Here is a 22,766-nt window from a genome sequence, read left to right as displayed (position 1 = left end):
AAAATCCCCCGGTGGTGTTTACCCCGGGGGATTTTTGTTGCCGGTCGAATAGATCAAAAGATCGCAGCCTTCGGCAGCTCCTACATGGACCGCAATTCCTGTAGGAGCTGTCGAGTGGAACGAGGCTGCGATTTTTTAGAGCTTGGCGCTCGAGCGCCCCGGTTTCTTGGTCTGCAACAAATGCGAGAACACCGCATGCAGATCGTCCGATGCGCCTTCCTCGTCGAGGTTGAGCTTGCTGTCGATGTGATCCATGTGATGCATCATCAGGTTTACCGCCAGCTCGCCGTCGCGCTTTTCGATCGCATCGATCAGCTGCGTGTGCTCATCGTAGGAACAATGCGAGCGGTTGCCGCTTTCATACTGGGCAATGATCAGCGACGTCTGCGAAACCAGGCTGCGCTGGAAACTGACCAGCGGCGCGTTTTTTGCCGCTTCGGCCAATTTCAGGTGGAATTCACCCGACAAACGAATGCCGGCACCGCGATCGCCGCGAGAGAAGCTGTCACGCTCGTCATTGACCATCTGACGCAATTCGGCGATCTGCTCGGCGGTGGCATGTTGCACCGCCAGTTCGGTGATCGCGCGTTCGACCAGACGACGGGCCATGAACACCTGCCGCGCCTCTTCAACACTCGGGCTGGCGACGACGGCGCCACGGTTCGGCCGCAACAGCACCACACCTTCATGGGCCAGACGCGACAGCGCGCGGCGAATGATGGTGCGGCTGACCCCGAAGATTTCCCCCAGCGCTTCTTCGCTCAACTTGGTGCCGGGCGCCAGACGCTGTTCGAGGATGGCCTCGAAGATATGCGCGTAGACAATATCGTCCTGGGTTCCGCTGCGGCCGGCTTTGCCTGCTCGCGGTTGTTTCTTGAGGGGTTGCAACTGTTCGTTCATGGGCACTCGAGTCGGGAGAACTGCGGCGAATAGACCGTGACTGTAATACGGCACAGTAGGTCGCTGGCAAGTATCGCGTAAAAAACAGCGCGATTGTACACAATGAATGGTGGCAACACGACTGTACGGCTGTTTGCGACTTCGGCTGTATTGCAACGGTAGATCTCTTTTGAGTTTAGGCTTGATCGCAGAATCCGCCGCCCGCCTCATGTAGGAGCTGCCGAAGGCTGCGATCTTTTGACTTTGATTTTAAGAAGCAAGATCAAGAGATCGCAGCCTTCGGCAGCTCCTACAAGGGAATATCATCTGTAGAAGGAACACCGTTGTCATGAACGACGCCACGCACAATCAACTGCGCCCGCTGGCCGACACGTCGCCGTCGGCCATCGTCGCCGGTTTCATCGCGATGATGACCGGCTACACCAGTTCGCTGGTGCTGATGTTCCAGGCCGGGCAAGCGGCGGGGTTGAGCAGCGGGCAGATTTCTTCGTGGATCTGGGCGATTTCCATCGGCATGGCCGTCTGTTCGATCGGCCTGTCGCTGCGCTATCGCACGCCCATCACCATTGCCTGGTCGACGCCCGGTGCGGCGTTGCTGATCACCAGCCTGGGCGGCGTCAGTTACGGCGAGGCCATCGGCGCCTTTGTGACTTGCGCCGTATTGGTGACGATTTGCGGGATGACCGGCAGCTTCGAACGACTGGTGAAAAAGATCCCGGCATCGCTGGCGGCGGCATTGCTGGCGGGGATTCTGTTCAAGATCGGCAGCGAAATCTTCGTCGCCGCGCAGCACCGCACAGGTCTCGTGCTGGGCATGTTCTTCACTTATCTGCTGGTCAAGCGTCTGTCGCCGCGCTATGCGGTGCTCGCGGCGCTGCTGATTGGCACCGCGCTGTCGGGCTTCATGGGCCTGCTGGATTTCAGCGGTTTTCATCTCGAAGTGGCGACGCCGGTATGGACCACGCCGCACTTCTCGCTGGCCGCGACCATCAGCATCGGCATCCCGCTGTTTGTCGTCGCGATGACTTCGCAGAACATGCCCGGCATCGCGGTGCTGCGCGCCGACGGCTACAACGTCCCGGCCTCACCGCTGATCACCACCACCGGCATCGCCTCGCTGTTGCTGGCGCCGTTCGGCTCCCACGGCATCAACCTCGCGGCCATCAGCGCGGCGATCTGCACCGGGCCACATGCCCACGAAGATCGCAACAAGCGCTATACCGCTGCGGTCTGGTGTGGAGTGTTCTATGGAATTGCCGGGGTGTTCGGTGCCACATTGGCGGCATTGTTTGCGGCGCTGCCAAAGGAGCTGGTGCTGTCGATTGCCGCGTTGGCGCTGTTTGGTTCGATCATCAATGGCTTGAGCATTGCCATGACCGAAGTGAAGGAGCGCGAGGCGGCGTTGATTACGTTCATGGTCACCGCGTCGGGGCTGACGCTGTTTTCCATCGGTTCGGCGTTTTGGGGGATTGTTGCGGGGGTTTTGACATTGGTGATTTTGAATTGGCGCAGAGCTTAAGATCAAAAGCCCCTCACCCTAACCCTCTCCCAAAGGGAGAGGGGACTGACCAAGGTGCTCGGAAGATATACGCCGACGCGAGATACCGAGTTGAACTCAGGTTGAACAGCTCTCACATCGGCTCCCTCTCCTTGGGGAGAGGGCTGGGGTGAGGGGTGAATCCACCACTGAATCCAAGCCGAACACCCAAACCCCAGACGAAAAAAAACGGCGATCTTCAGGTCGCCGTTTTTTTCAGTATCACTTTGCCGCGTTGATCGGCTTTTCCGGATACCACACGTCCAGCAGCGGGCTGACTTCGTACTTGGTCAGCTCGGAGCGGGTTTTCAGCCAGGCTTCAACGGCAGCGCGTTGCTCTTCGTTGACCGAGCCACGCTTCTGCAGGCAAACCAGACCGAAGTCGTCGCCGCCAACATAACCCAGGCCATTGGCTTCCATGGCTTCTTTGATGAAAGCTTCGAGGAAAGCGTCAATGGCTTCTTCGGACAGGTCTTCTTTGAAGTCCAGGTTCAGCTCGAAACCCAGCTCTTGAAATTCATCAACGCACAGTTTTTTGCGCAGACGCTGGGAACGGTTAGTCGCCATTGGAACAATCCTCTTAAGTAAATACGGCGGGCACTTTACCAGTTTCGGCAATCGATTGCCCGACTCTCTGGACACAGAAGCCGACCGCCTGTAAAAAATCAGCCAATCGCTACCCCGGGGACGGCACAATCGGTTACACCTTGGGGCATAATGCCGACACTTTCGTGACCACTGAGGACCTTTTCATCCATGTCCTCGTCTTTTTTCCCCTCGGCTGTAGGGTTTTATTTCATATGATCAAATCGTTGCGTCCACTGTTTCTCGCCGGCCTTCTCCTGCCTCTGGCGCTGCCTGTCTCTGCTGCCACCATCAATACTTCCCTCACCCCGAACGTCGAAAAAGCCCTCAAGGCGAGCAAATTGCAGCCCAGCGCATTGTCGCTGGTGATGGTGCCACTCGACGGCCCTGGTACGCCGACCGTGTTCAACGCCGATGTGTCGGTCAACCCGGCCTCGACCATGAAACTGGTGACCACCTATGCGGCGCTGGAGATGCTCGGCCCCAACCATCAGTGGAAGACCGAGTTCTACACCGACGGTGACCTGAACGGCGGCATCCTCAACGGCAACCTCTACCTCAAGGGTGGCGGCGATCCGAAGCTGAACATGGAAAAACTCTGGCTGCTGATGCGCGACCTGCGCGCCAACGGCGTCACCCAGATCACTGGCGACCTGATCCTCGACCGCAACTTCTTCGTGCAGCCGCAACTGCCGGAATTCAACGATGACGGCAACGACGATAACAAGCCGTTCCTGGTCAAACCCGATTCGCTGCTGGTCAACCTCAAAGCGCTGCGCTTCGTAGCGCGTAACGACAATGGCCGGGTGCTGATCTCGGTTGAGCCGCCGATTGCCAGCGTGCGCATCGAAAACACGGTCAAGGCCCTGCCTTCCAAGCAATGCACTGGGGGCGTGCGTTACAACCCGGTGCCGCAGGCCGATGGCAGCGTGACCGTGACCGTCGGCGGCCAGCTGGGCGAAGGCTGCAGTTCGCAGACTTCCCTGTCGCTGCTCGACCACGCGACCTACACCGCCGGCGCCGTGCGCGCGATCTGGAAGGAACTGGGTGGCAGCATCCAGGGCAAGGATCGTCTGGCGCCAACGCCGAGCAGTGCCAAACTGCTCGCCCGGGCGTACTCGCCGGATCTGGCGGAAATCATCCGCGACATCAACAAATACAGTAACAACACCATGGCACAGCAGCTGTTCCTCAGCCTCGGCCAGCGTTTCCGCAACGAGGCCGACGGCGACGACGCCAAGGCCGCGCAGCGCGTCGTGCGGCAGTGGATGGCGAAGAAAGGCATCACCGCGCCTCACCTGGTGATGGAAAACGGCTCCGGCCTGTCGCGTGCCGAACGGGTCAGCGCCCGGGAAATGGCGAGCATGCTGCAAGCCGCGTGGCACAGCCCTTACGCCGCCGAGTACATCAGCTCGCTGCCGATTGCCGGCACTGACGGCACCATGCGCAAGCGTCTGAAAACCACAGCGATGCGTGGCGAGGCGCACGTCAAGACCGGCACCCTGAACACTGTGCGGGCGATTGCCGGCTTCAGCCGTGATGTGAATGGCAACACATGGGCAGTCGTGGCAATCCTTAACGACAAAGCGCCGTTTGGCGCGTCGTCGGTACTGGATCAGGTACTGCTGGATCTCTACAAACAGCCAAAACTGCCACAAACCGCTTCGGTCCTTTAACGCAAGCCAAGTAACACCACAAAACCCTGTGGGAGCTGGCTTGCCAGCGATAGCGGAGTGTCAGTCAACGAATATGCTGACTGGAATGACCCTATCGCTGGCAAGCCAGCTCCCACAGGTTTGTCGTGTATCGAGCATCAGCGGCTCAGTGCATCTGCCGCTCAACCCGGTCCCGGCCATTCTGTTTCGCCGCGTATACCCCCGAATCCGCGCGCAGCAGCAACGCATCCGCGCCCTCCCCCGGGCGCCAACTGGCGATACCGAAACTCGCCGTCACCACACCGACTACATCCACCGGCGCACTGCGCAGGCCTTCCCACAGCTCCATCGCCAGCATGTAGGCGTGATCGCCGTCGATGTCCGGGCACAACACCATGAACTCTTCGCCGCCTAAACGGCAGAACACGTCGGTGCGGCGCAGGCGATGGCCAATGCGCTCGCAGACCGCTTGCAGCACGCGGTCGCCCACGGCGTGCCCGTACTGATCGTTGATGCGTTTGAAATGATCGATGTCGAGCATGATCACCGACAACTCGCCGCCGCCACGCTCGACCCTGGCCATCTCCGTAGTCAGGCGCTCCTGAAAATAGCGGCGGTTATGAATGCCGGTCAGCGAGTCGGTTACTGACAGCGCGCGCAGCTCTTCTTCAACGCGCTTCAAATCGGAGATATCGGAAATGTAGCCGTGCCACAGCACACCGCCACCCGGCAACTCTTCCGGCGTCGCTTCGCCGCGCACCCAGCGCAAGCCGCGCTCGGGCAGCTGCACGCGATATTCTTCACGCCAAGGGCTGAGGTGTTCCGCCGACTGACGGATCGAGCTGCGCACGCGCGTGGCGTCTTGCGGGTGAATGCGGCTGAAAATCGCCTCAGCGTCGAACAACAGCACATCCGGCTCCAGCTCGTAGATTTCTCGGATGCCATCGCTGGCATAGATCACGCTGAAGCGTCCGTCGAATTCCATCTTGAACTGGTAAATGCCACCCGGCACATGCGCGCTGAGTTTCTTCAGCAACACATCCCGCGCGGCCAGCACCTCATGCACGCGTTTGCGCTCGGTGATGTCGATGCAGATCGCCAGGTGACCGACCCACAAGCCTTGTTCGTCGAGCACCGGCGTGGCGAGCATGTTCACCGGCAAATGGCTGCCATCGCTGCGCAGCAGCGTCCATTCGCGCGCCTCGTGACCGCCGACTTCGCCGCCCTCGACGAGCATGGCGTGGCAGGTCGGAATGGTTTTGCCATAGCGCGCACTCAGCTCGGCGGCACGGGCCGTCAATTCCCGCGGCAAATGCAGATTTTCCAGGGTCATGCGGCCGACGACATCGGCGCTGCTGTACCCGAGCATCTGTTCCGCGCCGGGGTTGAAGGTATTGATTACCCCGCGCAGGTCGGTGGCGATGATTGCGACCTGAGTCGCGGCATTGAGCACCCCGCGCAATTGGCCGTGGGTGCCGCGCAGTTCCTGCTCGCGCTCATGCAATTCCTGAGTGCGCTGTTCGACCAGGCGCAAGGCACGCTGCCGCTGGCTGACCAACACATATAACAGCGCGCTGAGCAGCAGACTGAGCAGACCACCGAGAATGATCACGCTGCCAACCGAAGAATGGTTGGCCTGCAAGAACGCGTCGCTCGGCTGGATATCCACCTGATAATCGTGATCGGCCATGCGCAACAGGCGTGTCGCGGCGAGATCACTGGATGCCGGCTCATTGGCCGATTCGAACAACACTTCGTGCTGATCCTGGATCGACAAATCGAGGATGCGCACCGACAGATAATCATGAAAAGCATCCGGCAAGCCATCGCTCAGCAGTTGCCGCATGCTGATCACCGCCATCACGTAACCAAACGGCTGCGGCTCACCGTCGCGCGCCACGGGGGCGACCAGTAACACGCCACGGGCGTAGGACGGGTCGATACTGACCAGATGCATGGGTTGCGAAACGGCGAGGCCGCCGATTTTATCGGCGCGCTGCAAGGTGTCCCGGCGCAACGGTTGCGCGAGCAAGTCGTAGCCCAGTGGCGAACCGAGGCGGCTCTGGGTCTGGCTATAGATCACCGGTACGTATTCATCACGCAACGCCGCACGCTGCAGTTCACCTTGCTCGTTCAGCTCGCGAATGGCAAAGGCGCGCAAGCCCTCATCCCGCGCGCGCTGCTCGAATGCCTCGCGCTCGGCACCGCTGACCCGCACGGCATACGAATACGCCTGGGTTCGCACCAGAAGGGGTTGGGTGTAGCCGTCGAATTCAGCGCGGGACACCGATTCGGAGTTGGCAAAAAAGCGCCTCAGACCGCCGAGCCGTTGCTCCTGATCCTGAAACCGTTCTTCGATGCGGCTGTAGCGTTCGTTGGCCAGCAGCTGAAAGCGCTGACGCAGTTGCTGCTGATACTGGGTAAGTGTGCCCCAGGCGAGCAGCCCCGTGAGAATCCCGCCGGCGAGCAAAACCAGCATCGCGACCAGCCAGGCCGAGACGTCTTCACTGATGAAACCCAGAATCTTGGGGCGCACGGGATGCAACGACATAAACACAACTCACTACGCCAGCATGACGGGAAAACCCCATTGACCGTGTGTGAGTTATAGCTATTAGCCACTAATTTAGCTAGCTCAGTTAGATCCACGGAGCCTTTAAAAATCAACGCTCTGTGGATCCAACCGGGGCAAGTGTCAACGGGCCGTGATTTTCCAGGCGCGGTGGATCTTGGTGTTGCGGGCAAAATCCGGATCGATGGTGTGCGCGCTGATTTCTTCGACGGCGTAACGCTCGGCGAGGTTCTCTTCCAACTGGAACTTGCGGAAGTTGTTGGAGAAATACAACACGCCCCCCGGCGCCAGTCGCGCCATGGCCAGGTCGATCAATTGCACCTGATCGCGCTGCACGTCGAAGATGCCTTCCATACGCTTGGAGTTGGAGAACGTCGGCGGGTCGATGAAAATCAGGTCGTATTCGTCGCGACTGCTTTCAAGCCACGCCATGACGTCGCCCTGCTCCAGACGGTTCTTGTCCGAGAAGCCGTTCAGCGACAGGTTGCGGCGCGCCCAGTCCAGGTAGGTTTTCGACAGGTCGACGCTGGTGGTGCTGCGCGCGCCACCCTTGGCTGCGTGCACGCTGGCGGTCGCGGTGTAGCAGAACAGATTGAGGAAACGCTTGCCGGCCGCCTCTTTCTGAATGCGCATGCGCATCGGCCGGTGATCGAGGAACAGGCCGGTGTCGAGATAGTCGGTGAGGTTGACCAGCAACTTCACGCCACCTTCATTCACCTCGACGAACTTGCCCTGCGCCGCCTGACGCTCGTACTGCTTGGTGCCGCTCTGACGCTCGCGGCGCTTGACCACCACGCGGCTCTTGTCGACGTTCAGCGCCTGCGGAATCGCGGCCAGTGCGTCGAACATCCGCGCCGAGGCTTTTTCCGGGTCGATGGACTTCGGCGCGGCGTATTCCTGCACGTGCACCCAGTCGTGGTACAGGTCGATCGCCATGGCATATTCCGGCATGTCAGCATCGTACACGCGGTAGCAATCGATGCCTTCGCGCTTGACCCACTTGCCCATCGCCTTGAGGTTTTTCTGCAGGCGATTGGCGAACATCTGCCCGCCTTCGCTCAAGCGCGGCTGCTCGATCACAGGCGCCGGGGCAGGCGTCGGTTTGATCGGGTTGCCGTTCTTGTTGAATTTGCGCTCTTGCGGCTCGTCCGGAGTCTGATCGTAAGCCGCTTGCTCGCGCTCGGCCTGACGCTGTTCCGGGGTGCGCCGCTCGCCAGTGACGAACTGGTCCGGCAGAACCTTGATCAACAGCAGTTTGCACGGCAGCGCGCCGTTCCAGAACGAATACTGTTTGTGGCTGCGAATGCCCATACGCTTGCCCAGATCCGGCGCGCCGGTAAACACCGCCGCTTCCCAGTTCAGGCAGGCCTGGCGCAGACGCTCGCCAAGATTCTGATAGAGGTAGAGCAGGCTGGCTTCGTCACCGAGACGCTCGCCGTACGGCGGGTTGCAGATCACCAGACCTTTCTGGTTCTGATCCGGACGCGGCTCGAAGGTCGCGACTTCGCCCTGGTAGATTTTGATCCACTCGCTCAAGCCTGCGCGTTCGACGTTGTTGCGGCCCGGCTGAATCAGCCGTGGATCGGCTTCGTAACCGCGAATCCACAGCGGTGGCTTGGCCAGGCCGGCAGCAGCGCGTTCGACGGCTTCTTCGTGAAGCTTTTTCCACAGCGCCGGCACGTGACCCAGCCAGGCGGTGAAGCCCCACTGTTCGCGACGCAGGTTCGGCGCCATGTCGGCAGCAATCATCGCCGCTTCGACCAGGAACGTACCGACACCGCACATCGGGTCAGCCAGCGCGCCGCCTTCGGCCGCAATGCGTGGCCAGCCGGAACGGATCAGGATCGCTGCCGCGAGGTTTTCCTTCAACGGCGCCGCGCCCTGCTGCAAACGATAGCCGCGCTGGTGCAGGCTGTGACCGGAGAGATCGAGAGAGAGAATCGCTTCACCGCGATCCAGACGCAGATGGATGCGCAGGTCCGGATTGAGCTTGTCGATCGACGGACGGTCGCCCTGCGGGGTGCGCAATTTATCGACGATGGCGTCTTTGACTTTCAGCGCGCCGAAGTGCGTGTTGTCGATGCCCGAACCGTGACCGCTGAATTCGACGGCCAGGGTACCGTCGTTGAGCATGTGGTCCTGCCACTCGATATCGAGAACGCCGTGGTACAGGTCTTCAGCGTCTTTCATCGGGAAACGCTTGAGCACCAGCAGCACCCGGTTGGCCAGACGCGACCACAGGCACAGACGATAAGCGGTTTCCATGGTTGCCATGCCACGCACGGCGGAGGTGTGCTCGCGCGCTTCTTCAAGGCCAAGCCCGACGGCTTCCTCGATGAGCAGGCCTTCAAGGCCTTTGGGGCAAGTGAGGAAGAGTTCGAAACGATCGGACATGGTAATTCCAGAGCCTTTGGCTAGTGGGCCGACAACGCATTGCCGACCCGGTTTTCAATCAGGCGCTTTTCTGAAAGAGCGCCCGCGTGGCACGAAGGTGTGCCGTTCCATCCCCGCTGCTCGGGTTAAAAGAGCTTAGATGCCGGGACAGATAAAAAAGTTGATGACATGAAAAGACTGAAAGCGACCCTTCGTCGAATAGTACCCAAGCGCAAACGTGGGTCATTCTCACTAAAGGATTAACCCCCTTTCTCAGCGGGGCGCCGATCATACCGGGGTTTGCCCGCTAACCGTTGAATAAATACACGGTTACTTATCGCCATAGCATCCTTTACGTTACGTCCTTATGACAAAACGATCATTCCCTCGGTGTGACTCATTGGTTAGAACTGAACGCAGGTTGACGTCGCAACGGCGTCAACACCTTGGCTCGCCACGCCGGCAGCGAGCCGCACGATGGCAGGTTTTTTCTGCCAGGCCTCGATTGAGGTCAACGCGACACTACAGTCAACAAGTGAGGGAAACACCCTATGAGAAGACTTAAGCGTGATCCGTTGGAAAGAGCATTTTTGCGCGGATATCAATATGGCGTTGGTGGCAAATCCCGTGAGCTTTGCCCATTTACTCTACCGTCGGTACGCCAAGCCTGGATTAACGGCTGGCGAGAAGGACGCGGCGACAACTGGGACGGTATGACCGGCACTGCGGGAATCCACAGACTCAACGAACTTCACGCCGTCGGCTGACACAGGGCATTTATTCCGACACGACAATCTGAATTTGCAATGAATTAACCACGCACGTCCCTCCCGGACGGCGGGCTACGGCCCAGGGGCTCCTTCGAGGAGCCCTTTTTTATGCCTGTCTGACTCGACTGGCACCCACCTTTCGATTGGCGGGCAACTACCCCTGTAGGAGCTGCCGAAGGCTGCGATCTTTTGATCTTGATTCTAAAAACAAGATCAGAAGATCGCAGCCTTCGGCAGCTCCTACATTGACCGTATCGGGTCGGGTCGGGTTATTTGCGCAGGGCGGCGATGGCGTCTACCGATTCACGAATCAGCGCCGGGCCTTTATAGATGAAGCCCGAATAGATCTGCACCAGGCTTGCACCGGCAGCGATCTTCTCCGCCGCATGCTTACCCTCGGTAATCCCGCCAGCGGCGATGATCGGCAAACGTCCGGCCAATTCGCCCGCCAGCACTTTCACCGTGTTCGTGCTTTTTTCACGCACCGGCGCGCCCGACAGGCCACCCGCTTCGTCGCCATGTTCCATGCCTTCCACGCCAACCCGGCTCAGGGTGGTGTTGGTGGCAATCACCGCGTCCATGCCGGTCTCGAGCAATGCATGGGCAACCTGCGCGGTTTCTTCGTCAGTCATGTCCGGCGCAATCTTGATCGCCAGCGGCACATGCTTGCCGTGACGCAAGGCCAGCTCGGCGCGGCGCGTGGCCAGATCAGCGAGCAATTGCTTGAGCGAATCACCAAACTGCAAGCTGCGCAGGCCTGGCGTGTTCGGCGAACTGACGTTGACGGTCACATAACTGGCATGGGCGTAGACCTTGTCCAGGCAAATCAGGTAATCATCGACGGCGCGCTCGACCGGCGTGTCGAAGTTCTTGCCGATATTGATGCCCAGCACACCGCGGAATTTTGCCGCCGCCACTCGCGCCAGCAGGTTATCCACGCCGAGGTTGTTGAAGCCCATGCGATTGATGATCGCCTCGGCTTCCGGCAGACGGAAGATGCGTGGTTTCGGATTGCCCGGCTGCGGACGCGGGGTCACGGTGCCGATTTCGACAAAACCGAATCCCAGTTGCGCAAAGCCGTCAATCGCCGCGCCATTCTTGTCCAGACCCGCCGCCAGCCCCACCGGGTTCGGAAATTCCAGGCCCATTACGGTCACCGGCTGCTTCGCCGGCGCCTTGCACAGCAAGCCATTGAGACCCAAACGCCCACCTGCGCCGATCAGATCCAGCGACAGATCGTGGGAGGTTTCCGGAGAAAGTTTGAACAACAGCTGACGGGCCAGGGTGTACATGGGCGGCGATGACTCGGGCGGCGAAAAGAGGCGGCGATTATAGCCGGGCATCATCGTCCGGCGCGAGGCGCCTGCGCAAAACAAGGCGGCTGGCATATGCCTTGCACCGCCCTGGCTATCAGTCTGCCGACCAATGACGGCGCGCAGGCCACGACAATGGCGTCGTCCTCGGGTTTGCCTGCGCGAAATCCGGGACGACGTTTTTTTTGAGGTAGCGTATGAACGAAACGTCCGCGGGGCCGCTGGCCTGGGTCAATGGCAGCGATGCGCCGGAAAAGAGCGCGATCAATCTGGGCTTCATTGCGCTGAGCGACTGCGCCTCGATCGTTGTCGCCGCCACTCAGGGCTTCGCCCAGCCTTATGGCCTGACCCTGAACCTCAAGCGCCAGACGTCATGGGCGAACCTGCGCGACAAACTGGTCAGCGGCGAACTCGACGCCGCGCACAGCCTGTACGGGCTGATCTATGCCGTGCACTTGGGAATCGGCGGCATTGCACCCACCGAAATGGCAGTGCTGATGGGCCTGAATCAGAACGGCCAAAGCCTTAACCTGTCGCATGGCCTGCAACAGCTTGGCGTGACCGGTCCTGAAGCGCTGGATCGCCACGTGCACCAAAGCCGCGCAAAACTCACCTTCGCCCAGACCTTCCCCACCGGCACCCACGCGATGTGGCTTTATTACTGGCTGGCGAGCCAAGGCATTCATCCGTTGCAGGATGTCGACAGCGTCGTAGTGCCGCCGCCGCAAATGGTTGCGCACCTGCAGGCCGGGCGGATCGACGGCTTCTGCGTCGGCGAACCGTGGGCCGCGAGCGCAGTGCAGCAGGGCCTCGGCTTCACGCTCGCCACCAGCCAGACCATCTGGCCCGACCACCCGGAAAAAGTCCTCGGTTGCACCCGCGCCTTTGTCGAGCAATACCCCAACACCGCGCGAGCGTTGGTGATGGCGATCCTCGAAGCCAGCCGCTTCATCGAACAGAGCCCGGAAAATCGACGCAGCACCGCGCAGTTGTTGAGTGCGCCAGATTACCTCGACGCGCCGGTGGCCTGCATCGAACCGCGCTTTCTCGGCGACTATACCGATGGCCTCGCCAATCGCTGGCAGGACCCGCATGCGCTGCGCTTTCACGGGCATGGCGAAGTGAATCTGCCGTACCTCTCCGACGCCATGTGGTTCATGACCCAGTTCCGCCGCTGGGGTTTGTTGCGTGAGGATCCGGATTACCTCGCCGTCGCCCGTCAGGTTCAGCAACTGGATCTCTACCGCGAAGCGGCGGCAGCGGTCGATGTCGTCGCCTCCCGCAGCGATATGCGCAGCAGCCAGTTGCTCGACGGCAAAGTCTGGGACGGCAGCGATCCGGCCGGCTATGCGCGCAGTTTCAGGCTACATGCCCTGAGCGACGACGCTCCCCTTCTCGCCCGACGCTGACAGGAGCCGCGAACATGTTGCGCATTCTGCTGATCAACGACACCGCGAAAAAAGTCGGACGCCTGAAAGCCGCATTGACTGAGGCCGGGTTCGAGGTCATTGACGAGTCCGGTCTGACCATCGATCTGCCCGCACGCGTCGAAACGGTGCGCCCTGACGTGATCCTGATCGATACCGAGTCACCCAGTCGCGATGTGATGGAGCAAGTGGTGCTGGTCAGCCGCGACCAGCCTCGGCCGATCGTAATGTTCACCGACGAACATGACCCCGGCGTGATGCGTCAGGCGATCAAGTCCGGGGTCAGTGCCTACATCGTCGAGGGCATTCACGCACAGCGTTTGCAGCCGATTCTCGACGTGGCGATGGCGCGTTTCGAAAGCGACCAGGCCTTGCGCGCGCAACTGCAGGCCCGCGATCAGCAACTGGCCGAGCGTAAGCGTATCGAGCTGGCCAAGGGTTTGTTGATGAAGATGAAAGACTGCAACGAGGAAGAGGCCTACACCCTGATGCGCCGCCAGGCCATGAGCCGCCAGCAGAAGCTGATACAGGTAGCGGAGCAGATTATTGCGATGAGTGAGTTGTTGGGCTGATAGCAAATCAAAAGATCGCAGCCTTCGGCAGCTCCTACAGGGGCACGCCCCCTCCTGTAGGAGTTGACGAGTGCAACGAGGCTGCGATCTTTTCAAGCCTTGGCACAAATCTCGCTAAGCATTCCCTCAGGTAACCAACGGCGGTTGCCCCACCTACGACAAAGACGTCGCTCACCCCGTTCGCCCATCGGCGAATCAGGTAGCGGCGTTTTTGCGTTTTGGCCCCACAGATCGGGGCCGGTGGTGCGGCCGTGGGGGCGCTCCACCTGCTGTTGCATGACTCCTTTAGAGACTCTTTTCAGCTGAGGTGCGCGATGAATTCAAGCTTCTGGAAATCCGGCCACACCCCGACCCTGTTCGCGGCCTTCCTCTATTTCGACCTGAGCTTCATGGTCTGGTACCTGCTCGGCCCGTTGGCGGTGCAGATCGCCGCCGACCTGCACCTGACCACCCAGCAACGCGGCCTCGTCGTCGCCACGCCAATTCTGGCTGGTGCGGTGTTGCGCTTCGCCATGGGCATGCTCGCGGATCGCTTGTCGCCCAAGACCGCCGGCGTGATCGGCCAGGTCATCGTCATCTGCGCACTGTTCGGCGCATGGAAAATCGGCATCCACAGTTATGAACAAGCGCTGATCCTCGGCCTGTTCCTCGGCATGGCTGGCGCATCGTTTGCCGTGGCGTTGCCATTGGCGTCGCAGTGGTACCCGCCGGAGCATCAGGGCAAAGCCATGGGCATCGCCGGTGCGGGCAACTCTGGCACCGTGTTCGCCGCGCTGCTCGCGCCGGTAATTGCCGCCGCGTTCGGCTGGAGCAATGTTTTCGGTTTCGCCCTGATCCCGCTCGTCCTGACCCTGGTGCTGTTCGCCTTGTTGGCAAAAAACGCTCCGCAGCGGCCGAAACCGAAAGCCATGGCCGACTACTTCAAGGCCCTCGGCGACCGTGACAGCTGGTGGTTCATGTTCTTTTACAGCGTCACCTTCGGCGGTTTCATCGGCCTGGCGAGCGCCCTGCCCGGTTATTTCAACGATCAATACGGTCTGAGCCCGGTAACCGCCGGCTACTACACCGCTGCCTGCGTGTTCGGTGGCAGCCTGATGCGGCCGTTGGGTGGCGCACTGGCCGATCGCTTCGGTGGCATTCGCACCTTGCTGGCGATGTACACCGTCGCCGCCATCTGCATTGCTGCCGTCGGCTTCAATTTGCCAAGTTCCTACGCGGCGCTAGCGCTTTTCGTCTGCACCATGCTCGGCTTGGGCGCAGGCAACGGTGCGGTTTTCCAACTGGTGCCGCAGCGTTTTCGTCTGGAGATCGGCGTGATGACCGGGCTGATCGGCATGGCCGGCGGTATTGGCGGCTTTGCTTTGGCGGCCGGTATGGGCGCGATCAAACAGAGCACCGGCAGCTATCAATTGGCCTTGTGGTTGTTCGCCAGTCTGGGCGTGCTCGCATGGTTTGGCCTGCACGGGGTCAAGCGCCGCTGGAGAACCACTTGGGGTTCGGCGGCGGTGACGGCAGCGCGGGTCTGAGGCTTCAATGGCCCTGCAACTGAGTTTCGCCGAAGCCAGCGCCACCGGTCCGCGCGCGGAGAATCAGGACGCGCTGCGTGCGGTGACACCGGCCCCGGCACTGGCGGCCAGCAAAGGTTGTCTGTTCGCCGTCGCCGACGGCGTCAGCCAATGCGCCGACGGTGGCCTCGCTGCCCGCTCCACCTTGCAGGCTTTGGCACTCGACTATTACGCGACGCCGGAAACCTGGAGCGTCGCCCAGGCGCTGGATCGCTTGTTGCTCGCGCAGAACCGCTGGCTGCAGGCCAATGGCGGTGGGCAACCGCTGCTGACCACGGTCAGCGCTCTGGTCATCCGCGGTCGACGCTTTACCCTTGCCCACGTAGGCGATTGCCGGGTTTATCGTTGGCACGCCGACCATTTGCAGCGGATCAGCGAAGACCATGTCTGGGAACAACCCGGCATGCAGCATGTGCTCAAGCGCGCGCTGGGCCTGGATCAGCATCTGGTGCTGGATTTTCTCGACGGCGAATTGCGCGAAGGCGAAAGCTTTGTACTGCTGACCGACGGTGTCTGGTCGACTTTGGGCGATAGCGCGATTGCGGCGATTCTGCGCGACCAACCTGAGCTGCACAGTGCCGCGCAAACGCTGGTCAACGCCGCGCATCTGGCTGGCAGTCAGGACAATGCCAGCGCTTTGCTGGTGCGTGTCGATGCGGTCGGTGAAGCGACCATAGGCGATGCGCTGATCCATTTGCGGCAGTGGCCACTGCCGCCACCGCTCAAACCTGGGCAATTGTTCGAAGGCTGGCGAGTGCAAAGCATCGTCGGCCAGAGCCAGCAATCGCTGCTCTATCGAGTGCTGGATGAACATGGCCAGCCATGGCTGTTGAAAACCCTGCCCTTGCGTCTCGCCGAAGATACGCAAGCCGCCCAGGCCTTGCTGTCGGAAGAATGGTTCCTGAAACGGGTGGCAGGACGGCATTTCCCTGAAGTCCATGCGTGCAGCCGGCGTCAGCATTTGTACTACGTGATGCGGGAATATTCGGGGACAACACTGGCGCTGCTCGGACCTCTGCCGCTGGCGCGATGGCAGGAGATCGCCGAGAAATTGCTGCGCGCCGTCGGGTTACTGCATCGGCGGCAGATTTTGCATCGCGATATCAAACCGGACAATCTGCTGCTCGGCGACGACGGCGAGTTGCGCCTGCTGGATTTTGGCTTGGCGTATTGCCCCGGACTCTCGCAAGACGCCCCGTCGACACTGCCCGGAACCCCAAGCTTTATCGCACCGGAAGCGTTTCGCGGTGAGCCGCCGAGTGCACAGCAGGATTTGTATGCAGTGGGCGTCACGCTGTATCACCTGCTGACCGGGCACTTTCCATACGGCGAGATCGAAGCGTTTCAGCGTCCCAGATTTGGCGTGCCGGTGAGCGCCAGTCGCTATCGGCCGGACTTACCAGAGTGGCTGACGCAAAGCCTCGAACGCGGCGTCGCGGCCGATCCGCAACAACGCTTTGAAACGGCTGAAGAATGGTTGTTGGTGCTGGAACAGGGCGAGCGGCGCAGCCTGAGCGTACGGCCCCGGCCCTTATTGGAACGTGAGCCGTTGAAGGTCTGGCGGACCATGGCGTTGCTGGCCTTGTTGGGGAATGTGGTGCTGCTGGTTCTGTTGTTTCATCACCCCTGAAAAGATCGCAGCCTTCGGCAGCTCCTATAGTGGATTGCATACCCCTGTAGGAGCTGCCAAAGGCTGCGATCTGTTGATCCTTCGCTCCAAAAAGGCGCAACACGCCTCCAGAAAGTGCAGCGAGACATTTCCAATCGGTCGAAAACCCCAGCAATTACGGCCCCCACCCAAGTTGGCACAACCACTGCATTACCTTTCTCACCATACATAAAGCCCAACCTTCAACGACGAGGGCTGCGCTTCCCGAGAGAACGGGACAAGGACAAAGGCGTCCTCGCTAGGCAACTAGCGGGACGCCTTTTTTTGTTTGCGCAAAATTTGTCGAGCACGGCCCGACGGCCCATCAGAGGCCAGCCGCAGCTCCCGGAGAACCTGATGAAAAAACTCAAACTGGTGATGATCGGCAATGGCATGGCCGGGGTGCGTACCCTTGAAGAACTGCTCAAGCTGAGCGACGAGCTCTACGACATCACCGTCTTCGGCGCCGAACCGCACACCAACTACAACCGCATCCTGCTCTCGCCGGTGCTGGCCGGCGAACAGACCTTCGAAGAGATCGTGCTCAACGACCTCGACTGGTATCTGCAAAACAACATCAAATTGCTGCTCAACCGTAAAGTGGTGGAGATCGATCGCGTCAAACGCCGGGTGATCGCCGAGGACGGTACCGAAGCCGAATACGACCGTCTGTTGATCGCCACCGGCTCGACGCCGTTCATCCTGCCAATCCCCGGCAACACCTTGCAGGGTGTGATCGGTTACCGCGACATTGCCGACACCCAGGCAATGATCGACACCGCCAGGACCCACAAGCACGCCGTGGTCATCGGCGGCGGTTTGCTTGGCCTCGAAGCGGCGAACGGCCTGATGCTGCGCGGCATGCACGTTACCGTGGTGCACCTCGGCGAATGGCTGCTGGAACGGCAACTGGACAAGACCAGCGGCCAACTGCTGCAATCGGCGCTGGAATCCCGTGGCCTGCATTTCCGCCTGTGCGAACAGACCCAGGCCCTGCACGACGCCGGCAACGGCCGGGTCGGCTCGGTGCAGTTCAAGAACGGTGACATCATCCCCGCCGATCTGGTGGTGATGGCCGCAGGCATTCGCCCCAACACCGAACTGGCGGAAAAGGCCGGCATCCCGTGCAATCGCGGAATTCTGGTCAACGACACCTTGCAAACCTACGACCCACGCATTTACGCGATCGGCGAATGCGCCAGCCATCGCGGGATCGCGTACGGCCTGGTCGCGCCACTGTTCGAACAGGCCAAGGTTTGCGCCAATCACCTCGCCCAGCTGGGTTTCGCCCGCTATCAGGGCTCGGTCACCTCGACCAAACTCAAAGTCACCGGCATCGACCTGTTTTCCGCGGGCGACTTCATGGGCGGCGAAGGCACCGAAACTATTACCCTTTCCGATCCGATCGGCGGTGTGTACAAAAAACTGGTGATCAAGGATGACGTGTTGGTCGGCGCCTGTCTGTACGGAGATACGGCAGATGGCGGTTGGTATTTCCGGCAGATTCGTGAGAATCACGCCATTGGCGAGATCCGCGATCACCTCATGTTTGGGGAAAACGCGTTAGGCGACGTAGGACATCAAGGCCAGGACAAAGCCATGGTCATGGCCGACAGCGCCGAGGTTTGCGGTTGCAACGGCGTGTGCAAAGGCACCATCGTCAAGGCGATTCAGGAACACGGTCTGTTCAGCGTCGATGAAGTGAAGAAACACACCAAGGCCGCCAGCTCCTGCGGCTCGTGCGCCGGGCTGGTCGAACAGATCCTGATCAACACGGTGGGCGGTGCCGCAGACGTCAAACCGAAAAGCGAAAAAGCCATCTGCGGTTGCAGCGATCTCAATCACGGGCAGATTCGTCAGGCGATTCGCCAGGAACATCTGCTAACGATCGCCGACACCCTGCTTTATCTGAACTGGCGCACCCCCAATGGCTGCGCCACATGCCGCCCGGCGCTCAACTATTACCTGATTTCCACCTGGCCGGGCGAAGCCAAGGACGATCCGCAATCGCGCCTGATCAACGAACGCGCCCACGCCAACATCCAGAAAGACGGCACGTATTCGGTGGTGCCGCGGATGTGGGGTGGTGTGACCAACCCGTCGGAACTGCGACGTATCGCCGACGTTGCCGACAAATACCAGGTGCCGATGGTCAAGGTCACCGGCGGTCAGCGCATCGACTTGCTGGGGATCAAAAAGCAGGACTTGCCGGGTGTCTGGAAAGACCTCGACATGCCGTCCGGCCATGCCTATGGCAAATCCATCCGCACGGTGAAAACCTGCGTCGGCAGTGAGTTCTGCCGCTTCGGCACGCAAAACTCGACGCAACTGGGCATCGAACTCGAGCACGACCTGTTCAACATGTGGTCGCCGCACAAAGTGAAACTTGCTGTCTCCGGATGCCCACGCAACTGCTCGGAAGCGGGGATCAAGGACGTAGGAATCATCGGCGTGGACTCCGGCTGGGAAATGTACATCGGCGGTAATGGCGGGATCAAAACCGAAGTCGCCGAGTTCTTCGTCAAGCTGAAAACGGCTGAGGAAGTGCGTGAGTACAACGGCGCGTTCCTGCAGCTCTACCGCGAAGAAGCCTTCTATCTGGAGCGCACCGTGCATTACCTGCAACGGGTCGGCATGGAGCACATCAAGAAGAACGTGCTGGAAGACGCCGACCGGCGCAAAGCCTTGAACGAGCGCCTGCAATTTTCCCTGTCGTTCGAGCAAGACCCGTGGAAAGAGCGCTTGGCGCAGCCACAACTGAAGAAAGAGTTCGAGGTAATCCCCGTGAAAAACCTGGAGGTGCCGGCATGAACTGGCTCGATATCTGTGCGCTGGATGAGATCAACGCCCTCGGTTCGCGAATCATTGCCGGGCCGAAAGGCGATATCGCGATTTTTCGTACAAGCGACGATGAGGTTTTCGCACTCGACGACCGCTGTCCGCACAAGGGCGGGCCATTGTCACAAGGTCTGATCTACGGCAAACGCGTGGCTTGCCCGCTGCACAACTGGCAGATCGACCTCGAGTCCGGGGAAGCCCAGGCGCCGGACATCGGCTGTGCGCATCACCATCCGGCGCGGGTCGAGAATGGTCGCGTGCAACTGGCCCTGCGGGAAGCCATCTGATGAACCGCCAGACGACCGCCTCGACCTGCTGTTATTGCGGGGTCGGCTGCGGCGTACTGATCGAGCACGACGGCGAGCGCATCCTCGGCGTCAGCGGCGATCCGGCGCACCCGGCCAACTTCGGCAAACTGTGCAGCAAGGGCTCGACGCTGCATTTGACCGGCGACCTCGCCGCCCGCGCCTTGTATCCGGAATTGCGCTTGGGCAAAGGCCTGGCCCGAAGCCGCAGCGACTGGAACACCGCGCTGGAGCACGCCGCCAATGTTTTCAGTGAAACCATCGCCGAACACGGCCCGGACAGCGTGGCGTTCTATATTTCGGGACAGCTGCTGACCGAGGATTACTACGCCTTCAACAAACTGGCGCGGGCGCTGGTCGGCACCAATAACATCGACAGCAACTCGCGGCTGTGCATGTCTTCGGCGGTGGTCGGCTACAAGCGCAGCCTCGGCGCCGACGCACCGCCGTGCAGCTATGAAGACCTGGACGTCAGCGATTGTGTGATGATCGTCGGCAGTAACATGGCCTACGCCCATCCGGTACTTTTTCGCCGGCTGGAGGAAGCAAAATCCCGCCGTCCGCAGATGAAAGTCATCGTTATCGACCCTCGTCGGACTGACACCTGCGATCTGGCTGACTTGCATCTGGCGATTCTTCCCGGCACCGATGTCGCGTTGTTCCATGGGATTTTGCACCTGCTGCTGTGGGAAGACTGGGTCGATCGCGAGTTCATCAAGGCGCACACCGAGGGTCTCGCCGGACTCAAAGCGCTGGTGCGTGATTACACGCCGCAAATGGTCTCGCAACTGTGCGGCATCAGCGTCGAACAGTTGCAGCAATGTGCCGAGTGGGTGGGTACTTCGCCGAGCTTTCTATCGTTGTGGTGCATGGGCTTGAATCAGTCCACGGCCGGCAGTGCGAAAAACAGCGCGCTGATCAATTTGCACTTGGCCACCGGGCAAATCGGCCGACCAGGCGCAGGACCTTTTTCTCTGACCGGTCAGCCAAACGCCATGGGCGGCCGAGAAACCGGCAGCCTGTCGAATCTTCTGCCTGGTCATCGCGATGCCGCCAACCCTGCACATCGCGCAGAGGTGGCGGCTTACTGGGGCGTGGACAGGTTGCCGGAAGCACCTGGGCTCAGCGCCATCGAACTGTTCGAGCAAGTTCGCAGCGGCAAGATCAAGGCGTTGTGGATTGCCTGTACCAACCCTGCGCAGTCGATGCCGGATCAACAATCGGTGCGCGCAGCGCTGGCGGCTTGCCCGTTCGTGGTGCTGCAAGAAGCCTTTCGCACCACCGAAACGGCGGCATTCGCCGACCTTCTATTGCCGGCCGCCAGTTGGGGCGAAAAGGAAGGCTCGGTGACCAACTCCGAACGGCGCATTTCCCACGTGCGCAAAGCGATTGTCGCACCGGGGGAAGCGCGTCCGGACTGGGCGATCACGGTGGATTTCGCACAACGGCTGGAAAAACGTCTGCGTCCGCAGCAGCCGAGTCTGTTTGCATTCGATCAGCCTTCGCAGTTGTTTGATGAATTCAAACTGTTGACCAAGGGCCGTGATCTGGACTTGTCCGGCATCAGTCATGCCTTGATCGACGAGATCGGCCCGCAACAATGGCCCTTCCCTGCCGACGCGCGGCAAGGTACTGCGCGACTCTACGAAGACGGCGTTTTTCCTACGGCCAGCGGTCGCGCGCAATTCATCGCTGAGCCCTATCGCGCCGCCAAGGAACAGCGTGACGCGCGCTTCCCGCTGACCCTCATCACCGGCCGTCTGCGCGACCAGTGGCACGGCATGAGCCGCACTGGCACCGCCGCGCAATTGTTCGGCCATGTCAGCGAAGCGGTATTGAGCCTGCATCCGGATGAACTGCGTCGGCATCGCTTGCAGCCGGGCGATCTGATCAACCTGAAAAGCCGTCGGGGCGCGGTGATCGTCGCGGTTGGCAGCGATGACAGCGTGCGTCCGGGCCAGGCGTTTTTGCCGATGCATTGGGGTGACCGCTTTCTCAAGGGCGGCGTGAACAACCTGACATTGCCCGCTGTCGATCCGCTGTCGAAACAACCCGAACTCAAGCACAGCGGTGTGCGCCTCGAGCCGGTGGATCTGCCATGGCAGCTGTTCGCATTGATCGAGGGCGATATTCAACGGCACTTCGAAACTCTACGACCGCTGTGCGAGGCGTTTTCCTACGTCAATATCAGCCTTGTAGGACGTGAACGGCCAGCGTTGCTCCTACGCGCGGCCCACATCGCAGCGCCTGATCCAGGCTTGCTGAGTGAGATCGATCAATGCCTGTCGCTGCTCGACGGCCCGGTTCTGGCCTACGACGACCCGCGCCGTGCCATCGGCAAACGCGTGCGCATCGAGAACGGGCGCATCACCGCCATCCGCCTGGCCGGCGAAACTCTCGCGCAGCATTGGCTGCAAAGCTTGTGGCTCGAGGGTCGCGCCGACGAACAATTGCGGCGCTGGCTGTTGGCACCGCTGAGCACGCCGCCGGGCACGGTTGCGGCGATCGCTAGCGACAAGACCCTGTGCAATTGCGAAAACGTCAGCCTCAACGCAGTCTGCGCCGGCATTCGCCAGGGCCTGGACCTTCAAGGCCTGAAAAACAATCTCCGCTGCGGTACGCAATGCGGTTCCTGCGTTCCGGAAATCAAGCGCTTGCTGGCTGCCGAAGCGCGGCCGGTTGCAGTTATTTAACGAGGAAAACACC

15 protein-coding genes are annotated in these 22,766 nt (G+C 60.6%); 10 read left to right on the top strand and 5 right to left on the bottom strand.

Annotation, left to right across the window (positions count from 1 at the left end; all coding sequences use genetic code 11):
- Positions 1 to 135 precede the first annotated feature (135 nt).
- The gene (locus EL257_RS08955) at positions 136 to 900 is read right to left on the bottom strand and encodes a GntR family transcriptional regulator (RefSeq protein ID WP_126361770.1); all 765 of its coding nucleotides are present in this window, start codon (positions 898 to 900) and stop codon (positions 136 to 138) included.
- A 328-nt stretch (positions 901 to 1,228) separates the two neighbouring features.
- Here EL257_RS08955 and EL257_RS08945 point away from each other — a divergent pair, with 328 nt between their 5' ends.
- Positions 1,229 to 2,419 carry a benzoate/H(+) symporter BenE family transporter gene (locus EL257_RS08945; RefSeq protein ID WP_126361768.1) on the top strand — a complete coding sequence of 397 codons (1,191 nt, stop codon included), beginning with the start codon at positions 1,229 to 1,231 and terminating at the stop codon, positions 2,417 to 2,419.
- Between the two features lie 240 nt (positions 2,420 to 2,659).
- On the opposite strand, the gene EL257_RS08940 is transcribed toward EL257_RS08945, so the two are convergent.
- Positions 2,660 to 3,004 carry a YggL family protein gene (locus EL257_RS08940; RefSeq protein ID WP_007916365.1) on the bottom strand — a complete coding sequence of 115 codons (345 nt, stop codon included), beginning with the start codon at positions 3,002 to 3,004 and terminating at the stop codon, positions 2,660 to 2,662.
- A 233-nt stretch (positions 3,005 to 3,237) separates the two neighbouring features.
- On the opposite strand from EL257_RS08940, the gene dacB reads away from it, so the two are divergent.
- Positions 3,238 to 4,698: a D-alanyl-D-alanine carboxypeptidase/D-alanyl-D-alanine-endopeptidase gene (gene dacB / locus EL257_RS08935; protein WP_126361766.1), complete on the top strand. Its 1,461-nt coding sequence runs from the start codon at positions 3,238 to 3,240 to the stop codon at positions 4,696 to 4,698.
- Between the two features lie 145 nt (positions 4,699 to 4,843).
- Here the strand turns inward: dacB and EL257_RS08930 are convergent, their stop codons facing one another.
- Together EL257_RS08930 and rlmKL are read right to left on the bottom strand one after the other, a co-directional pair.
- Entirely contained in the window at positions 4,844 to 7,228 is a 2,385-nt protein-coding gene (locus tag EL257_RS08930; RefSeq protein ID WP_126361764.1) for a GGDEF domain-containing protein, read from the bottom strand.
- A 144-nt stretch (positions 7,229 to 7,372) separates the two neighbouring features.
- Positions 7,373 to 9,643, bottom strand: coding sequence for a bifunctional 23S rRNA (guanine(2069)-N(7))-methyltransferase RlmK/23S rRNA (guanine(2445)-N(2))-methyltransferase RlmL (gene rlmKL / locus EL257_RS08925; RefSeq protein ID WP_126361762.1), 2,271 nt, complete (start codon positions 9,641 to 9,643; stop codon positions 7,373 to 7,375).
- Positions 9,644 to 10,173: 530 nt separating this feature from the next.
- On the opposite strand from rlmKL, the gene rmf reads away from it, so the two are divergent.
- Positions 10,174 to 10,389, top strand: a complete 216-nt coding sequence (rmf, locus tag EL257_RS08920) for a ribosome modulation factor (RefSeq protein WP_003223300.1) — start codon at positions 10,174 to 10,176, stop codon at positions 10,387 to 10,389.
- Positions 10,390 to 10,661: 272 nt separating this feature from the next.
- Here the strand turns inward: rmf and EL257_RS08915 are convergent, their stop codons facing one another.
- A complete protein-coding gene (locus EL257_RS08915) occupies positions 10,662 to 11,684 on the bottom strand; it encodes a quinone-dependent dihydroorotate dehydrogenase (RefSeq protein WP_126361760.1) in 1,023 nt (340 codons plus the stop codon).
- A 218-nt stretch (positions 11,685 to 11,902) separates the two neighbouring features.
- Here EL257_RS08915 and EL257_RS08910 point away from each other — a divergent pair, with 218 nt between their 5' ends.
- The 7 genes from EL257_RS08910 (at position 11,903) to EL257_RS08880 (ending at position 22,753) form a co-directional block, all read left to right on the top strand.
- Entirely contained in the window at positions 11,903 to 13,114 is a 1,212-nt protein-coding gene (locus EL257_RS08910) for a CmpA/NrtA family ABC transporter substrate-binding protein (RefSeq protein ID WP_126361759.1), read from the top strand.
- 14 nt (positions 13,115 to 13,128) lie between these two features.
- Positions 13,129 to 13,704, top strand: coding sequence for an ANTAR domain-containing response regulator (locus tag EL257_RS08905; RefSeq protein WP_007916390.1), 576 nt, complete (start codon positions 13,129 to 13,131; stop codon positions 13,702 to 13,704).
- Positions 13,705 to 14,018: 314 nt separating this feature from the next.
- The gene (locus tag EL257_RS08900) at positions 14,019 to 15,230 is read left to right on the top strand and encodes a nitrate/nitrite transporter (RefSeq protein WP_126361757.1); all 1,212 of its coding nucleotides are present in this window, start codon (positions 14,019 to 14,021) and stop codon (positions 15,228 to 15,230) included.
- Between the two features lie 7 nt (positions 15,231 to 15,237).
- Entirely contained in the window at positions 15,238 to 16,899 is a 1,662-nt protein-coding gene (locus EL257_RS08895) for a bifunctional protein-serine/threonine kinase/phosphatase (protein ID WP_126361755.1), read from the top strand.
- Positions 16,900 to 17,274: 375 nt separating this feature from the next.
- Positions 17,275 to 19,728 (top strand): nitrite reductase large subunit NirB, encoded by a 2,454-nt coding sequence (gene nirB, locus EL257_RS08890; protein ID WP_126361753.1) that lies wholly within the window; start codon positions 17,275 to 17,277, stop codon positions 19,726 to 19,728.
- Entirely contained in the window at positions 19,725 to 20,042 is a 318-nt protein-coding gene (gene nirD, locus EL257_RS08885) for a nitrite reductase small subunit NirD (protein ID WP_126361751.1), read from the top strand. Before nirB ends, nirD begins: the two co-directional genes overlap by 4 nt.
- Positions 20,042 to 22,753, top strand: a complete 2,712-nt coding sequence (locus EL257_RS08880) for a nitrate reductase (protein WP_126361749.1) — start codon at positions 20,042 to 20,044, stop codon at positions 22,751 to 22,753. Before nirD ends, EL257_RS08880 begins: the two co-directional genes overlap by 1 nt.
- The last annotated feature ends 13 nt before the right edge of the window (positions 22,754 to 22,766 follow it).

Source organism: Pseudomonas fluorescens (assembly GCF_900636825.1).
GTDB lineage: Bacteria > Pseudomonadota > Gammaproteobacteria > Pseudomonadales > Pseudomonadaceae > Aquipseudomonas > Aquipseudomonas fluorescens_BG.
This window is presented reverse-complemented; position numbering and strand designations above follow the sequence as displayed.